The 17,688-nt window shown below is 47.1% G+C and carries 15 protein-coding genes and 1 riboswitch; of the genes, 1 reads left to right on the forward strand and 14 read right to left on the reverse strand.

Annotated features, from left to right (window positions below; genetic code table 11):
* Window positions 1-27 precede the first annotated feature (27 nt).
* The 3 genes from HPY27_RS05775 to HPY27_RS05785 all read right to left on the reverse strand — a co-directional run bounded on the left by HPY27_RS05775 (window position 28) and on the right by HPY27_RS05785 (window position 3,888).
* Complete coding sequence (locus HPY27_RS05775) at window positions 28-1,647, reverse strand: ABC transporter substrate-binding protein (protein WP_174224546.1); 1,620 nt, start codon at window positions 1,645-1,647, stop codon at window positions 28-30.
* A 97-nt stretch (window positions 1,648-1,744) separates the two neighbouring features.
* Window positions 1,745-2,767 (reverse strand): MerR family transcriptional regulator, encoded by a 1,023-nt coding sequence (locus tag HPY27_RS05780; RefSeq protein ID WP_017248519.1) that lies wholly within the window; start codon window positions 2,765-2,767, stop codon window positions 1,745-1,747.
* 164 nt (window positions 2,768-2,931) lie between these two features.
* Entirely contained in the window at window positions 2,932-3,888 is a 957-nt protein-coding gene (locus tag HPY27_RS05785) for a PLP-dependent cysteine synthase family protein (RefSeq protein ID WP_174224547.1), read from the reverse strand.
* A gap of 127 nt (window positions 3,889-4,015) precedes the next feature.
* On the opposite strand from HPY27_RS05785, the gene HPY27_RS05790 reads away from it, so the two are divergent.
* On the forward strand, window positions 4,016-4,573 hold the full coding sequence (locus HPY27_RS05790; RefSeq protein WP_017248517.1) for a helix-turn-helix domain-containing protein: 558 nt from the start codon (window positions 4,016-4,018) through the stop codon (window positions 4,571-4,573).
* A 67-nt stretch (window positions 4,574-4,640) separates the two neighbouring features.
* Here HPY27_RS05790 and HPY27_RS05795 read toward each other — a convergent pair whose 3' ends face one another.
* The 11 genes from HPY27_RS05795 to HPY27_RS05845 form a co-directional block, all read right to left on the reverse strand.
* Window positions 4,641-5,567: a D-alanine--D-alanine ligase gene (locus HPY27_RS05795; RefSeq protein ID WP_174224548.1), complete on the reverse strand. Its 927-nt coding sequence runs from the start codon at window positions 5,565-5,567 to the stop codon at window positions 4,641-4,643.
* 46 nt (window positions 5,568-5,613) lie between these two features.
* The gene (locus tag HPY27_RS05800; protein WP_174224549.1) at window positions 5,614-7,104 is read right to left on the reverse strand and encodes an aminotransferase-like domain-containing protein; all 1,491 of its coding nucleotides are present in this window, start codon (window positions 7,102-7,104) and stop codon (window positions 5,614-5,616) included.
* Window positions 7,105-7,302: 198 nt separating this feature from the next.
* Entirely contained in the window at window positions 7,303-7,581 is a 279-nt protein-coding gene (locus HPY27_RS30570; RefSeq protein ID WP_035291073.1) for an aspartyl-phosphate phosphatase Spo0E family protein, read from the reverse strand.
* 310 nt (window positions 7,582-7,891) lie between these two features.
* Complete coding sequence (locus HPY27_RS05810; RefSeq protein ID WP_174224550.1) at window positions 7,892-9,280, reverse strand: helix-turn-helix domain-containing protein; 1,389 nt, start codon at window positions 9,278-9,280, stop codon at window positions 7,892-7,894.
* Between the two features lie 209 nt (window positions 9,281-9,489).
* Complete coding sequence (locus HPY27_RS05815) at window positions 9,490-10,815, reverse strand: aminopeptidase P family protein (protein ID WP_254612834.1); 1,326 nt, start codon at window positions 10,813-10,815, stop codon at window positions 9,490-9,492.
* A gap of 212 nt (window positions 10,816-11,027) precedes the next feature.
* Complete coding sequence (locus HPY27_RS05820) at window positions 11,028-12,659, reverse strand: peptide ABC transporter substrate-binding protein (protein ID WP_174224551.1); 1,632 nt, start codon at window positions 12,657-12,659, stop codon at window positions 11,028-11,030.
* Between the two features lie 27 nt (window positions 12,660-12,686).
* Window positions 12,687-13,643, reverse strand: coding sequence for an ABC transporter ATP-binding protein (locus HPY27_RS05825; protein WP_174224552.1), 957 nt, complete (start codon window positions 13,641-13,643; stop codon window positions 12,687-12,689).
* Window positions 13,636-14,658, reverse strand: coding sequence for an ABC transporter ATP-binding protein (locus HPY27_RS05830; protein ID WP_174224553.1), 1,023 nt, complete (start codon window positions 14,656-14,658; stop codon window positions 13,636-13,638). The genes HPY27_RS05825 and HPY27_RS05830 overlap by 8 nt, the downstream gene beginning before the upstream one ends.
* Before the next feature lie 13 nt (window positions 14,659-14,671).
* The gene (locus tag HPY27_RS05835) at window positions 14,672-15,619 is read right to left on the reverse strand and encodes an ABC transporter permease (protein WP_174224554.1); all 948 of its coding nucleotides are present in this window, start codon (window positions 15,617-15,619) and stop codon (window positions 14,672-14,674) included.
* A 4-nt stretch (window positions 15,620-15,623) separates the two neighbouring features.
* Entirely contained in the window at window positions 15,624-16,556 is a 933-nt protein-coding gene (locus tag HPY27_RS05840; protein WP_083261520.1) for an ABC transporter permease, read from the reverse strand.
* Window positions 16,557-16,665: 109 nt separating this feature from the next.
* Window positions 16,666-16,770, reverse strand: a riboswitch (SAM riboswitch).
* A 120-nt stretch (window positions 16,771-16,890) separates the two neighbouring features.
* Window positions 16,891-17,682 carry a sulfite exporter TauE/SafE family protein gene (locus HPY27_RS05845; protein ID WP_017248507.1) on the reverse strand — a complete coding sequence of 264 codons (792 nt, stop codon included), beginning with the start codon at window positions 17,680-17,682 and terminating at the stop codon, window positions 16,891-16,893.
* Between the last annotated feature and the right edge of the window lie 6 nt (window positions 17,683-17,688).

The raw sequence follows: 17,688 nt of genomic DNA on the forward strand, positions 1-17,688 counted from the left end.
GCGCTTCTCTCCTTTGTTGACATGTAGTTAGTTCTCGATCCAGCTGTCATTATATGTTGGCATGACAGATGTCCACTTGACTCCTTTTACTCGAGAATTGATGACAGTAAAGGCCTTATCGTAATAGATAGGGACAACATACGCTTGCTCAATCAGATGCTTCTGTACATCCATATACACTTGCTTTCTGGCATCAGTCTGCATGGTAGTACGCCCTTTCAAAAGGAGGGCATCCAGCTTGTCATCTTTTACTCCCGATAAGTTGTAGGGACCGCTGGAATGAAAATAAAAGTATAAAATATCAGGGTCATCATAGACGCCCGATATCAGCGTTACATCAAAATTTCCTTTGACGACTTCCTGCATGTACCCTGCTATTTCTAGATTCTGAATCTTCATGTTGATACCCGCTTCTCCCAGCATGGCTTGAAGCAATTGGGCTTCTTTGTCTAGATCTGCGGTACTCAGCAAATTCAGACTAAATGTTTTTCCGTCCTTTTCTCTCACACCACTTCCGTTTACTTTCCAACCAGCCTCGTCCAACAGCTTCTTTGCTTCGTTCACATGATATTGGTACCCGTACTTCTCTAAGGATTTGTCATACCCTAGCGTAGATGGAGATAACGCCGTATGGGCTACTTCGCCTTCTCCCTGCGTAACAGCTTGGACAATGGCTTCTTTATTGACGAGCATATTAATTGCTTTACGTACCTGAATATCCTGGAACTCCGGTCTTGTCAGATTCATTTCCAACATTAAACCCACTCCAGGACGTAAGTATTCCATCACTTGATATTTCGGATTATTCCGATAACGATTCGCATCTTTCACAGGTACTTCCGTTGCTACATCGATAGCACCACTCTCTAGCGCTGACATTCTGAGCTGGCTGTCAGCAATTGCTTTTATGATAAGTTTGTTTGCTCTAGGAGGACCTTGATTTTCATAGTAAGGCTCTCCCCACTGAAAGGCTTCATTTCTAACATAGGTGACACCTTCGCCTGTTTTCCAGCTCTCAATCTTCCAAGGCCCTACTCCCACAGGATTCCGGCCATAGCTCTCTCCAGCCTTTTCAATCGCTTTCAACGATAACGGCTGCGTTAAATAATTCCCTAGCGCATCGCGAAAGGCAGCATAGGGTTCGTGTAGTTCCAAAACGAGAGTCTGATCGTCTGGCGCTTTCACACTTTTTATTGGAGCCATTAATTCAGCAGCTGTTTTTGCTTTTGTCTGCGGATTGAGAGCACGATCGAAGGTTTCCTTAAAACTTTTTGCAGTAAGAGGTGTCCCATCGTGAAAGGTAATCCCGGAACGAATCGTGAAGGTCCACGTTTTGCCATCCTCAGAAATTTTATAGTCACTAGCAAGAGAGGGCTTGTATTCGTTTGTGGCAGGATCCTTATATAGCAGTGATCCACCGAGCAACCAGGTATAGACCCCAGCAGATGCAACAGACATGTGAGCATCTAACGTATCCGGTTCAAAGGGGTACGCTACTGTAATCGTTCCGCCTGTTTTGGGTTCAGCACCCTCCTGCTGCGCGGCTGGCACAGTTGTTTGCGTGCTGCAACCAACCACCAAGATCATACATAGAATGACAAATCCACGCCAAAAGACACTGTACGTTTTTCGCTTGTTTTTCTTCATATGTCAACATGCCACCTCCTTCCCTTTTCTTTTTGAAAGAGCTTCCGATGATGACAGATGATTTCACCTCCTTCGCAAGCTGTAACAAAGAGTACCTTTACTCTTTATCCATTTGTTGAAGTTTCCACTGTAATGCTTGGTAGAATAATTCATTTGTTTTCATATAGGATTGCAGACTAGGATACAGGATTGAGCAAATTCTTCTGAAACGTTCGAGATTTTCTGATTGGCTTGAAAGCATCTTTTCAGCAAACCGACGGAAAAATGACTGCGAGACAGGGAGTTCGTCAACATCTGCAAACATCAAGACATACTCTTGAACATTCGCCTGTACGACAGGACTGTCTGGAGTTGCATGTTGCTCAGCTGCTTTTAACAACTGTTTAAGGTTTTTAAGCATTCTGGCGCTCCACATCTCCACACTGATCTTAGGCAGGTGAACTATTTCTAGGAAGGACATGACATCTTGCTTCATCTCCCGGACAATCTCTGGATCATTAAACATTTCCTCCAACTCATCTAATGCAGCCGTTTGTGCTGCCGAAAGCTTGCCTTCCAGCAACGACGAGACGTTAACCCCTAATAAAAATATCTCTCGCCATTCAACCGGGAATTGTTCAGGAAAAACGGACGAAATCATTTTTTCCAAAATAAACTTTTCTCGTTCCAATGCATCTGTAGAAATTGATTCAATTAAATCGTGCATATAGCTCAAAGAATCACTGTTACCCTTACTCTGCTTTGTTTGTTCCAAAATGGATTTCATGCTGGCAAGCGTACGCATTTGGATGTCCAAAGCTTCGATTTGCCATTCTATCGCCATATCAACAGGTATATCCCCAGCTAACATTCTCTTAATCTCATCAATACCAAAGTTTAAATAGCGAAGGGTTAGGATCAGTTTTAACCGCCAGATTTCCTCTGCCGTATACATGCGATGACCTCCAGAAGTTATCTCAGAAGGTGAAAGCAGGCCGATCTCGTCATAATAACGAACAGTGGGTACAGAAGAACCTGTCATTTTCGCCACTTGTCCGATGAAGAACTTCACGTCCTTCATTGTTCGATCAGTTTGTTGATTTTGTGTGGTGTCTAATCTGTTCCTCGCCTTTCCGTGCACGTGACAACACCCCCTAGCCAATTATAAAACCTCTAGTAACTTGAGATTCAAGAGGCAATATGCCAACTGATGATCATGCGTTCACCGTCGTGTAATTTGAATAGGAAAAAGCCAGGTGGTTGTGACACTTGGCTTCATAAACTCGCATGATTGGACGGTTGAAGTTATTCATAGAGATCTGTGCTTAAATATTTGAGACCTGAATCATTAATCGTTAGCACAATATTGGCCCCTTTTTCCTTCCCTTTCAAAAGCTGTAAGGCAGCCGCAACATTTGCTCCCGAAGAAAATCCTGCGAATATTCCTTCTTTTCTTGCCAGTTCTCTAGCAACTTGTGTCGCTTCTTCATCTGTAACATGGATGTAGTCTGTAACGAAGTTCTTATCCAGAAGAGGTAAATCCATGGAATATCCCCCACCTTGGATCTTGTGATTGAGGTTAGTAGCAGCTTTACCAGAGTAGAACGGTGCGGTGTAAGGTTCAACTAAATAACAACGAATATTGGGATTATACTTTTTTAACGTTTTTGCACAACCTGTAAAAGTGCCACCAGAACCAGCAAAATCAAGGAAAACGTCTACTTTTCCATTCGTTTGTTTCCAAATTTCTTCCCCCGTGTGAAATTCATGAGCATGAAGATTGCCAATGTGATGAAATTGGTCAGCACGAAACGCATTTCTTTCTTTTGTGATTTGCTGCGCTACTTCTTCCACTTTAGCAAGGTCTTCACCAGAAACTTGCCCTACAGGGGAACCAGGCGCTTGGTCTACTAAAACAACTTCTGCTCCGAGCGCTTGCATCATTCTCGCTCTTTCCATTGAATTTCCTTTTGACATAACAGCAACGAATTTATACCCTTTGACTCCGCAAACAATCGCAAGCCCAGTCCCTGTATTGCCACTCGTTAATTCCACAACGGTGTCATTCGGTTCTAGTATTCCAGCCTCCTCAGCCTCTTCAATAATCTGCAAAGCGATTCTATCCTTCTTGCTAAAGCCTGGATTTACATATTCCAATTTGGCGAAAATATTTCCAGCGAGCTTTTCTGTTAGCCTAGAAAGATGGACCATGGGAGTGTTACCAATCGCTTGATGAACGCCTGATAAAATCGTGTTCTCCATAGACATAGCGCCTCTTTTCGTATATTTTGGACTATATAGTGTCTGCTTCAAACTATATAGAGCTCGATTGTAAAGTATAACGTACATACGTGCAATATAACGTCCAAACTCTATGGAGGGCATTTTGATGGAAGAATTTCACACAAATATCGGAGAGAACATAAAGCGTATTCGGAAAGAAAGAAACTTGAGCTTGGATAAAACTTCTGAATTAACAGGAGTTAGTAAAACGATGTTAGGACAAATTGAAAGAGGCAAGTCTGCTCCAACAATCACAACCCTTTGGAAAATAGCTAGTGGGTTGCGCTTATCCTTTTCTTCACTCGTTAGTCAATACAAGCCCAATGTTACGATCGTAAAAAAGAAAGAAGTAAATCCCATTATTGAAAATAACGGACAATATCGTGTGTATCCGCTTGTCCCCTATAATCCTGAACAACAGTTTGAGATCTTTTCAGTAACTCTTGAACCAGGATGCGAGCATATAGCAGAACCGCATACAACTGGGGTTGAGGAATTCATTCTCGTAAATGAAGGCACGTTAGAGGTTGTTGTCAATGAACAAGTTTATATCGTTGAACCTGAGGATACTCTGATTTTTAAAGCAGACAGGCCACACCTTTATCGCAACACTGGAGATCGTATCGTAAAGTGTTCCGTAGTCATTCACTACTCAAGTCAATGAAAACAAAGAGAAACCCCACTACATGTAGGGTTTCTCTTCCGTTAGACACTTGTATAGATGCTATCCGCTAGCATTGTTCTCCCCATTCCTGTTTCCGTTCATGGAGCGAGCTCGCAATAATACGGTCCAGCAGCTGCGAAAAGGTCATACCTGCTGCAGCTGCACTCTTTGGAAACAGGCTGTTGGCGGTCATCCCCGGTAAGGTGTTCACTTCTAGCACGTAAGGCATATCCTGACACAAAATCATATCGACCCTTGCATAGACCTTACACTGTAGCAGTCGGTAGCTAGCAAGCGCCGCCTCGCGCACACGCTGCTGGGTAACGGGAGGAAGCTCAATCACCTTCTCCTCCGCACCGCCGTCCTCATATTTCGCTCGGTAGTCGAACCACTCTGAATGCGCGGAGCGAATGCCGATAATCGGTAGTACCTCGCCATCCAGAATCGCGCTGGTAATCTCCGTCCCTTTCAAATAGGGCTCAATCAAGATCCCCTGATCCAAATGGCTGGCTTCCTGAACAGCCGACAGCAGCTCCTTCTCATTATGCACGAGCTGGACACCGATGCTGGATCCTCCCGTATTCGGCTTCACAATCACCGGGTAACCCAATTGCTCTACCGCCTGAAGATCATAAACGTCCTTCCAGTAAAGCCCTGCAGGCGTTTGAATGCCTGCCTCCTTCAGCAGCATTTTGGACAGTTGCTTATTCATACATAGGCTGCTTGCCAGGACACCGCTTCCTGTATATGGAATACCCAGTGTCTCCAGCGCTCCCTGTATCGTGCCATCCTCGCCATATTGGCCATGTAGCGCCAATAGCGCGAAATCGATGCCTGCCTGCTGAACCTGTGTGATTAAATCCGCTCTCTGCGTAACGACAATGGGAACTGCCTCATAGCGACTGCGATCCAAATGATTGATCATCTCTTGGCCAGTCTTCAGAGAAACCTCACGCTCAGAAGAAATACCACCCATAATAACGCCTATCTTCATGATGACACCTCATTTTTCTTCAAAATGGTTGTGCGGTTTGTAATCGTTATGCCTTAAGAAAGCGATGCGCCTGTTTGCCGATTATTTGAATACCTCGCTCGATATTTTCTTCCGTTACTCGTGAAAAACCAAGCCGCAACGTATTCGTCCCTGTTCCTTCTTGAATAAAAAATTTGTCGCCCGGTGTAAAAATGACACCATGTTCTGTGCAAGCTTCTAGCAGCTCGCGTGTATTTACGCCTGACGGAAAGGTAAGAAACAAATGCAAGCCCCCATCGCCAGACAACTGCGCCAGAGGGAGATGTGCTTCACAGCATGCCTTTGTCAGCTCATATTTGCGCTTATATTCCATGCGGGCTTTTTTTACATATTTATCAAAGTTTCCGTTCAGCAAATATTGATATAAGATCGATTGATCGATGGTAGATGTATGAATGGTGCGTGCACGCTTAATGCTTTCGAGGTTGTCGATCAGTGCGCTGTCTCCAAGCACCCAGCCCACTCGTAATCCTGGGAACAGTACCTTGGAGAAACTACCAATATAGATGACTCCGTTCCCTTTTCCTGCTGTGGCGATTAATGGCGCAACATGCGCTCCCGAGTAGCGCAGCTCTTCATTGAATCCATCCTCGATCACCGGAATCTGATAGCGCATCAGTAATTTCATAACGGTACTGCGCTTCGCTGGCGACATGACTATGCCTGTCGGATTGTGATAGGAAGGAGTCAAATAGGCCAGATCGAAGCTGTTTGTCTGCTTGTGCAAAACTGCCTCGAGCTGCTCCACATCTATACCATCACTCTCCATCGGAATGCCGGTAATCTCAAATCCTTGCAGCTTCAAATTCTTGATCGCAGTATGATGGGTCGGATTTTCACAAATGGCTGCCCCACGGCGAACAGAAGGGCGCAGTGCCGACAACACTATGTCAAAACCTTCTGTAAACCCGCTTGTAATCAGCATATCCTTGCCGCTTACATCGACGCCCTTATTCTCCATATAACGCATCAAGTAATCAATTAATGGCTTGTAACCCTTGGCATAGCCGTAGTTGAGCAGCACCTGTCCTTCGATTGCCATTCGATCCATAAAGGCTCTCTTTACATCCCCCAGATCAAACAACTGCTCATCCGGCGCGATGCTTGTAAAAGAAATGATTCCTTTTTTGGCGCGAATGCCCTGCTTCATCATGTCCAGCTCTGCAGCGGATACAGCATATTCGTTCATTCGTGCCTTCCAGTCGATCTGCCAAGAGGCGGAACTGTCAGCGCCTCTGTTATCCGCAGCCAAATGGCCCACCATAGTGGTAACATAGCTGCCTTGGCCGGGAATCGCATACGTAAAGCCGTCGTCCTCTAGGCCTTCGTAAGCTGCGATGACTGTATTGCGGCTCACCTTAAGCAAACTGCTCATTTCTCGTGTGGAGGGCAGCCTCTGATCCGCCTGGAGCGCGCCTTTGATTATTAAACGTTTGACGTATTCTTTCACTTGTATCGCAACTGGACGGTCACCAACAAGCTTGAAATCCTGGAACATCCTTCATCGCCCCCATCTATAATGATGGCATGGGAGACGAGAGAAAAAAAGAACCACTGCACTGGATTTTTCATCCTTCGGTGGTTCCTCGGTAGCAATCAGCATCCACCCAGCGGTAAAAATGAAAGTAAAAAAGAACCCATTTATCTTAAGGGTTCCTCTTTTGTAGTCATTTTTAGTAGGCCGATAGTGAATCCTTCACCAGATGCTATCCGCTTTATGGTTGTTTTGCGCCATTACAATATATTTGTCCAATTGCTGGCTTACACCCAAAACTACGTCACTTGAAAGTCCATGTTTTCCTGCCAATTCAATCATTTGCTGTCGTAGTTGTTCGATGCTTGTTTCTAGATCTAAGTGGTGGCGACTTGCTTCTATTCCCGCGCCCCAGATCTTACTCTTGCTTTTCGGGGATGTTCCTGGGTGCACAAGAACGTCCCTTTCTAATGAACTTGCGGTAGCCTTTATGTTAAGCACCTCCTATGATTTACAAAATATGACAATAATAACTATAAATGAATATGCAAGAATTCACCGACTAAGAAAAAATTGAATAGAAAAAAACATCCTATCGAAAGGATGTTTTTTGTTTGTCTTATCAACTCTTTCTAAAAATCTGCACCATGCTGATAATTAATAACGTGTGGTGTGCCAGACTTTTGGGGTTCGTAAACGATGCCACTGCTCAACCCAAACGTTAGAAGAACTGCTAGGAATACATATTTCATTCTTTTTCATCCTCTCTACTTATCATCTTTTTCGTGATTATTGATACATCATCCTACAACTAGTTTATAAATGTAGCTTCGGCCTTCTTCTCTCCAATTACAATAGCTTGATATTGGAGAATTTGTGATGGCGAGGCAAGATGGCGATATTTTTCAAATAACTGCACACATTGCAGAGCATCATAATGGCGATTCATCAAATCCGATTGAACTAAACAGTGTAGGGTTTCATTGAGTCCACTTTCAATGCGTCCCTTTGTAAAATCATATTTTGCTTTTTGATATCGATATTGGAGGTGCTGAACCATATTAACCAACAATGTTCGTTCATGAAATCTAGCAATATCTTTAGAGAGACGTAATAAAACTTCATCCACGCAAAAATGATATTTATTAGCAGCTTCCATAATCGTAACGAGGCCCGGAAGTATTTCAGCAGGCTGTTCCGCTAGATAGTCGGTATATTCCTTAATGATTTCTTCATTCCCCATTAATACTTCCAGTGTGTAACAATTCGCCTTCGCAAAGACTGCAAACCGCTCAACGATTCTTCTCCCTTCATCGTCAAGAAGTTCAAACCAATGTAAATCGGCGTATGTTTGTACATATTCTTTCGATTGGGAATAACCGCCTTGCATCTGTAGGACCAAGCCTTTATATAAATAACCCATTCCATAGTAGTAGACGAGCGGACGTTCTGTTTTTATCAACTCTGCCTCTCGATTTTTTCTGCGTTTTTGCAGCTCATCTTGATAGATAATTTTGGAAAGCACTCTTAGCTCATCTGCGTAAGTTTCCGCTTCACTCCATTTTTGCAAAGTGAAACAAACCTTAGCCAAATTAAGTAAAGCGTCTAATTGATCCGTTTCTGGTAATCGCTTTCGATATGGGGAAAAGCGAATAACAGCCTTCTCATTTTCATCAGCATTTGTCCCGAGTATTGCCTGAAATAACCGGTAGTGACTTATCACAAACTGGGTAGAGTAGCTATCTTTCTCGTTCTCAATTACGTACTCATAGAATGGCACCGCCTTTCCCAGTTTCCCATCCTCGTATAATTGCTCTGCCACAGTAAAAAGGATGGAGATATTTTTGGGATTCTCCAGCAATTGGGAGGCAACTGCTTCAATGCAATCCTTTCGTCCACTCTCGGCGCTTCGAATTAAGTAAGGTATCAATCGGGGGCGCGAGATTTTCCCTTCATATAAACATTCATCGGGGTATAATTCATACAACCAGCCAGGCTCGTAGTCAAACACGGCAGCGAGTGCGTCTAATTGACCAATGGTGATAGCCCGAGGCGGGTTTCCATTTAGAATCTCGCTCAATGTTCCCGGATTAATTCCAGTTAGATCCCCTAGTTTGCTCAAAGTATAACCACGCGCTCGCCGATGTTGTTCGATTTCTGACCGCAGCGACTGGTGCATTGTCCCTAGCAGTCCCCCCATAATGGATCACCCTCTTATTTTTCCTTTATTTTACAATCAAATGATTTATTATGGAAGGTGCACGAAACATTTCTTTATCATTTTAATCGTTTTTGTAAGAGGATGTTCACATGCAAATAACCATAACAGAGATTGCTATGGTTATTTGCATGTGAGCGTGTGCGGCTGCACAGATTCTTGGGATTGTGGGAAGTACCTTAAATTGGAAACTACGAGAGTTCGGAATTGAAGCTAGTGACCGTAATGGATGAACTCATTTGCTCCAAACGTTCCCTATTCCTTTTTCCGATCAACAATTCCACTTCTTCGATTTCCTTCGGGATCTGCGATGAGAGCACCTCGCAGCCGTCTTCTGTTACTAACACATTATCTTCAATCCGAATGCCAATCGCTTCTTCCTCTATGTACAGACCTGGTTCAATCGTGATCACCATACCAGGTTGCAAAGCAACATTGTAATCCGGGATATCGTGCGTATCCAGGCCAAGGTGATGAGACACGGGATGATAATAGTATTTGGACAGCTCACTGCTCTCTTGGATGAGACCGAGACGTAGCAGGCCATCTGTCAAGACATGTTTCGTGACATCATTTAGTTGTGGAAGTGTGACACCAGGCTTCACTGCTTCGATGGTCTTGATTTCTGCTTCGAGCACGAGTTGATAGATCGCTTTCTGACGCTCTGTAAAGCTACCATTCACGGGAAACGTTCGCGAAATATCAGCCGCATAGTAGTTCGATGTTGCACCGAGGTCGAGGAGAACCAAGTCACCATCTTCCGAACGCTGATTATTCGCTTCATAGTGCAAGATAGTAGCATTGATCCCACTAGCAATAATGGGTAAATAAGGTAGCTCGCGAACACCATGCGATTTCAACGCGAAATCATAGTGCGCCTCTAGCTCATATTCCATGATTCCAGGACGTGCATGCAACCACATGCGTCGGATTGCTTCATCTGTGATCGCAATCGCCCGTCTAATTTCTTCGATCTCAGCCGGACTCTTCACCTTGCGCAGTTCTTTCAGCCATAGTCCCGCATCGTGAATCTGCAGGTTCCGGTATTTCTTTTGCGCGTCTTCGGCAAAAGTCTCTGCGGGGGTCACCTCATCGCTCCACAGATAGCGATACAAGTCAAGATAGAGGGAGTACTTGCCTTCGCAGCGCCTCATAAAGGTTCCAAATGACTCTAGCCACTCATCGAGATAGTCGAAGTGTTCGATACCAGACTGCTCCTTCGCCTCTTGATCCGATAAGACGGCCCCTGTCCATTTCGCTTCCCGTTCATTTGGGCGCTGAAGAAATAACGTTTCGGTCACGATGCCAGCGCGTTTTGTGATCATGAGAATGAGGTTGCTTCGCGCAATGCCGGTTAGATAATAGAAGTTGCGGTTTGGGGTAAACGGATATTTATCGTCATGGCTGCGTGTCTTGACAACCCCTGAAAATAGTACAACCGCGCTGTGATCAGGCATTTTTTCTGCGAGTCTTTGACGGCGATTGATGAACTCTTTTGAATCCATGGTTATTGTCATTTGTTTTATACCCCTTCGCCTTAGAGTTCAGTATAGTCTGATAATTATCTGCCGATTTCACTTTTGATAGGTCGTCATATCTCCTCCGTTCTTCTATATTTTAGGATACTTTCATCATTTGGGAAACGACTTTCGTAATAAAGCTATTGTTGAGTCCATAAAACAAGGAGCAGTTGCATTAGGCAAGCTGCTCCTTGTTTTAATAGATTACGTTACTCCGCGACTCTTTTCGCCCAGCGCAGGTCCGGTGTCCCGGTTACACTAAAGCGGATGCCTTCGATCTTTTTGCTGTTGAGGTAGTTTTCGTTATTGAAATAAACCGGGATGACGGGCATGTCCTGCATCAAAATGGTTTCAGCGTCGTGCAAAAGCTTCATGCGTACTTCCTCGTTTTGTTCGACCTTCGCTTTTTCGATCAGCTCGTCAAACTTTGGATTCGCCCAGTTGGTGAAGTTGCGGGAGCTTTTCCCTGTGTACAGCTCCAGCATCGCGAGCGGATCTAGGTAATCGCCGCCCCAACCCATGCGGGCCATCTGGAAGTTTTTCTGCTTGAACGTATCGATGTACGTCTTCCACTCCTGATTTTCCAGCTTCACTTGGACGCCCATGTTTTGTTTGAACATTTCTTGCAGCGCTTCGGCGATCTTCTTGTGGTTTTCCGCGGTGCTGTATTTCAATGTAATTGGAGGAAGCTCTGTCCAGCCTTCTTCCTTCAAGCCTTCAGCTAGAAGTTGCTTCGCCTTGGCTGGATCAAACTGATAGTAAGGGGCCACTTCTTCTCGGAAGTCCTTACCCGAAGGAGTTTTCACCCCGAATGGCGTATAACCGTACGCCGGGAGCTGGCCTCCCTTGGTCACGTTTTTCGTCAGAATATCACGGTCGATCGCGTAGGAAAAGGCCTGACGAATTTTCGCATTAGTAAACGGCTTTTCCTCTACGTTGAACGTGTACGTATAAATGCTGTAGTCCGGGAATGATTTGTACTCTTCTTTTTCTTTTTCCTGCTCAATCACGTCGATCGGCAGGGAGTCAATCAGATCAAGCGCTCCTGTTTTGAACATCTGGTAGTAGGTGGTTGCTTCGTTTACCATCTTGAAGTGGACGGTGTCCATCGTTATCTTTTCTTTCTCCCAATAGCTCTGGCTTTTGGCGATTGTCAGCTGACTGTTGTGGTCCCAGCTCTCTACGGTGTACGGGCCATTGGTCACGATGCCTTTCGCTTCGGCCGCCCAGTTTTTGTCTGGATCCACGACTTTCTTATTCACCGGCAGATAGGCGCGACTCATCATGATTTTCGGGAAATAGGTGATCGGGTCTTTCAGTCCGACGATGAGTGTTCGGTCATCCTTTGCCTTGATCTGAACGTCATCCACGCTGCCTTTGCCCGTGTTGTATGCCTCCGCGCCTTGTATGTAGTAGAGTGCGGATGGTTCATAGGCGGCGGTCTGTGGATTCAGCACGCGCTTCCAGGAGTATTCGTAGTCATGTGCCGTTAACGGATCGCCGTTCGACCATTTCATTTCGGGGCGCAGGGTAAATGTGTAGGTTTTTCCGTCCGGGGAGACGTCCACCTCTTCTGCTGCGCCTTCACTGATGTCTCCATTTTCGCTGTAACGGTACAATCCTTCATACAGATGGTCTATCACCCAGTACGAAGTGGTATCGGAAGCGAATGCCGGGTCTAATGTGTACGGTTCGCCCCGCAGGTTAGTGGTAATGACTTGTTTGACGGCTGCTCCCGTCTGTTGTTCGGAAGACGCAGCCTGTTTATTGCTGCCGCACGCAGAAAGCGCAGGCACAGCGAGCACCAGCAATGCGGCAATAGCGAGTAATCCCTTTTTCATTATGATTTCCTCCTTGTTCTCCTCTATCTACTGTACAAGATGGCAAGCGATCCAGTGTCCGTGCCTCACCTCCTTCCAGACCGGCGCTGTTTCGGCACAAACACCTTGTGCAACCGGACATCTGGTGCGAAACGGGCAACCACTTGGCGGATGAATGGGGCTGGGCGGTTCTCCCTTCAGTACGATCTGCTCCCGCTCTTCGCGCTGGGCTGGATGGGAAACCGGCATAGCCGAGATCAAGGCCTGCGTGTACGGATGTAGCGGTGTGGCAAACAACTGCTCGCTCGGTGCAAGCTCCATCATCTGTCCCAAGTACATCACGCCGATCCGGTCGCTGATGTGCTTCACCATCGACAGGTCATGGGCGATAAACAGATAGGTGATAGACCGCTCTGCCTGAAGATCGGCCAAAAGATTGACGATTTGCGCTTGGATGGACACATCCAGTGCAGAAATGGACTCATCTGCCACGATAAAACTTGGCTCCACCGCAAGCGCGCGGGCGATGCCGATTCGCTGCCGCTGTCCGCCGCTGAATTCATGCGGAAAGCGTTTTGCGTGGCTTGGGTGTAATCCTACTAGCTCCAGCAGCCGATAGACGCGTTCTTCTCGCTCTTTTCCTTTTGCCAATCCATAGGAGTCGATTCCCTCTGCGATAATGTCGCCCACTCGTAAACGCGGATTGAGTGAGGCTTGCGGATCTTGGAAGATCAGCTGCATGTGGCGGTTTGCTTCCCGTCGCTCACGTCTATCCATCCTGGTGATGTCTTTGCCTTGAAACAGGATGCGCCCCGCACTAGCTGGGTACAGGCCCACGATAGTCCTGCCCAGCGTAGACTTGCCGCAGCCGCTTTCCCCAACGATTCCGAGCGTCTCCCCTCGTCTGATTTCAAAAGAGACTCGATCAACAGCTCTTACCTGTTGTCCCCCGCCAATCTCAAACGATTTAGCGAGATTCTCCACCCCTACAATGTTGTCAATCATGTGTCTCCCTCCCTGCCATCATCCACGCTTCTGTTCTCATGGCACGCCGGTCGTTCAGCCAGCAGCTTGCCTCATGCTGATTGAAAAACGAATTCGCTTGTGGCATATGCTCCAGGCAAATTTCCATGGCAAATCGGCAACGGGCAGCGAACGGGCAACCGACAGGCGGACGAAACAGATCCGGTGGTGTCCCTTCGATGGGGATCAGCCGCTCTTTTTTACCTGCATCGAGACGTGGCACAGACTGCAACAGCCCTTGTGTGTAGGGATGGCGTGGGTTGTCAAAGATCTCTCCCACCGGGCCGCTTTCCACCACTACGCCTGCGTACATGACCGCTACATGGTCGGCCACCTCTGCGACGACACCCAGATCATGGGTGATCAAAATGATCGATGTGTTCAATTGCTCCTGTAACTCTTTCATCAGACGAAGGATCTGTGCCTGAATGGTCACGTCGAGCGCAGTCGTCGGTTCGTCGGCGATAACTAACTGCGGTTGGCAGGCCAGCGCCATGGCGATTCCGACACGCTGCCGCATGCCTCCGCTTAGCTCGTGAGGATACTGCTCAAATCGCCTCGCCGCCTCCGGAATGCCTACCCTTACAAGCAGTTTCAGCGTCTCTTCCTTTGCTTCTGTCTTCGTCTGCTTTCGATGTTTGATCAGGCCTTCCGCAATCTGCTGGCCGATTTTCATCGTTGGATTCAGCGAGGTCATCGGGTCCTGGAAGATCATACCGATCTGCGATCCGCGAACCTGCTGCCATTCCAGCTTCGTCAGCCCAGTCAGTTCACGCCCGCGAAACCGAATGCTGCCGTCTTTTACCTGACCGGATCGCGGAGGAATCATTCCCATCAATGCCCGGGCGGTCACACTTTTTCCGCAGCCGCTTTCTCCGACAATTGCCAACGTCTCCCCCTCCTTCACAGAAAAGGAAACCCCTCTTACCGCCTGCACCTCTCCACCGTACGTGCGAAAGGAGACGCACAACTGATCTACTTCCAACAATGGCTTCACGATGTACTCCTCCTCATTTCCTGATCCGCGGGTCCAGTGCGTCCTGCAAACCGTCCCCGAGCGCGTTGCAAGCGAACATGGTAAGGGAAATCATGAATCCCGGAAAAAACAGCCGCCACCACTGTCCACTCAGCATAACTGCCAGCGCGTCGTTGGCCATGGTTCCCCAGCTGGCGGTTGGTGCCTGCACTCCCAGCCCAAGAAAGCTGAGAAACGATTCGGCGAAAATCGCATGTGGTATCGTAAAGGTCAAGTTCACGATGATGACGCCGATCGTATTCGGCAACAGATGTTTCATGATGATTTTGGCATGAGAGGTACCCAGCTTTTCTGCAGCCAGCACAAACTCCTGACGCTTGATCTGCATGATCTGCCCTCTGACCAGACGGGCCATGCCGACCCAGCCGGTTAGTGAAAGGGCAATAATGATCGTTGCGAGTCCAGGCTCCAGAACCACCATCAGCAGGATTACCACCAGGAGATACGGAATGCTGTACAGAATTTCAGCCAATCGCATCAGGATGTTGTCCACACGGTCGCCCAGCTTGTTCCTCCCTGCCATGTAGCCGGATATCCCGCCGATGCAAACACCGATCACTAGGTCGATAGCAGCTGCCGCCACACCAATAAATAAAGAGATTTGACCGCCTACCCAGGTACGTGCCCACATGTCCCGACCCAAGTCATCCGTTCCAAACCAATGCTCGCCCGACAGTGGCAGATTTCCCTTCGTCAATGACTGTTCATGCGGGCTGTGGGGAACCAGCATCGGCCCGATGATGGAGAGGGTCACCACTGCCAAGAGAAGGAAGAACCCGAGCATTGCCAGCTTGTTGCGGAATACTCGCTGCAATACCTCCTGCCAATACCCAAGACTGGGGCGTTCCCGAAATTCCTCGGATAGCCGGGTTCGGTCTACTGGTCGAAACAGCGAATCCAGTTGTGTTGCCTGATTGGCCATAACGCTACTTCCCTCCACTCGTCAATCTGATGCGCGGGTCAATCACCCGATACAGCAGGTCGATGATGTACAACGTAAAAATGAGGACAAAGCTGTAAAATACTGTGGTGCCCAAAATAACAGGGTAATCGCGGTTAAAAATACTTTCCACGAAGTATTTGCCGAGCCCGGGAATGGCAAAAATCTTTTCCACCACAAAGGTTCCGGTCATCAGGTTGGCAAACAGCGGACCGATAAAGGTAAGAACCGGCAATATGGCATTGCGCATCCCGTGTCTAACGACAATAGAAAAGGTGCCAAGCCCTTTCGCCTCCGCTGTGCTTATGTATTCCTGTTGCCAAACCTCAAGCATGCTGGCTCGTACGAAACGAGCGATAATGGCGAGCGGACCGATAGCGAGCGCAAGCGTTGGAAGAATCGAGTGTTCCCAGCTCCCCCACGCAGCAACGGGAAACAGCTCCCATTTGACCGCCAAGTACTTGATCAACAGTGGCGCCAGAATAAAACTGGGGACGGAGATCCCGATGATGGCTGCAAACATAGACAAGAAATCCAGCGTTCGATTGTGATAGAGTGCCGCTACGATTCCCAGTGTGATTCCACCTGCTAGCGCGACAATAAACGACTGGAGTCCCAGAACAGCCGATGCGGGAAATCCTTCTGCAATCAGCGTGTTCACATCCCTCGTCTTGGACTGGATAGAGGGCCCCAAGTCAAATTGCAGCAATCCTTTCAGATAGAGCAGGTACTGTACCGTGATTGGCTGATCCAGGTTGTACTCCGCCCGCATGTTCTTTACCACTTCTTCTGGAAGCATTTTGGCGTCAGACGCAAACGGGTCACCCGGAATCAGGTGCATGGTCACAAACGTCACCGTGACAATGATCCACAGCGTAACGATCATGAGAAGGCCACGCTTGACCGCATAATGAAGCACGTTGTTTCCTCCTTCACATAACACATAGTAAAAAGATATGAATACTAAGAATTATAAATATAGAAAACCCCTCTCCGAAAAGAAGAGGGGCGATTACACGGTTCCCACCTTCTCATCTCGCAGAATAACTCCGCAGGAATTAGCACCGTAAGGTCAATCAGACCAAGGTTGCCGGGTTTCATCGGGCCAGCCCCTCCACCACTCTCGATAAGAATGTTCTATGAAATTTAATTTCATCGTAAAATTCTTTTTTATCTTATCATTTTACTCGGATATGTCAATGCTGTTCAATGACAATTGATTTTTCTTTATAATTTATGGAAAAAGTAAATCTTCACACACGTGTGGATATAAGGATGTCAGCCCAAATCTTAATTGTGGTAGCTAGGATCAACAAGGCAAGAATGGTCTGGAGAATCCGGGTGCCCAAACGTTTGCTGACCTTCGTACCGAGTGGCGCTGCCATGATGCTGGCGATTACCATGATCACGGATGGCCACAGCAATATGTCCCCCGCCATCCATTTCCCTATCGTCGAACCGATGGAAGAAAGAAAAGTGATGGCAAGAGATGAAGCAATCGTAACTCTTGTCGGAATCTTGAGGATGGTCAGCATGATGGGAACCAAAATAAAAGCGCCAGCTGCCCCGACAATTCCGGAGGCGCCTCCGACAATCAAAGCGGATAATACGGCTGTTGGTTTATGAAAGATAACCTCGGTCTGTTCACGTCCGTCCATCCGCTTTTTTGGCAGAAACATCAAGATTACAGCAATGGTGGCCAAGATGGCGTAAACGATATTGATAGCATCTGCCGAAAGAAATTTTCCTCCATACCCTCCAAGCAAGCTCCCAACAATAATGGCACTTCCCATATACGCAACGAGCTGGTAATGAATAAGCTTATCTTTGCGCAGAGTCCAAACAGCAGCTAGGGTGGCAAAAAATACTTGGACTGCACTTATTCCGGATACTTCGTGAGCTGTGTAAGCAACGAATCCAAGGGCGGGCGGAATGTACAGAAGCATCGGATACTTGATGATGGAGCCCCCGATTCCGACGAGACCAGAGATAAATGATCCCGCGAAACCGATAACAAACAGTGTGATCACAAGGTCGATAGTCATACGCTC

It is taken from the genome of Brevibacillus sp. HB1.1 (assembly GCF_013332445.1).
Classification (GTDB): domain Bacteria; phylum Bacillota; class Bacilli; order Brevibacillales; family Brevibacillaceae; genus Brevibacillus; species Brevibacillus porteri.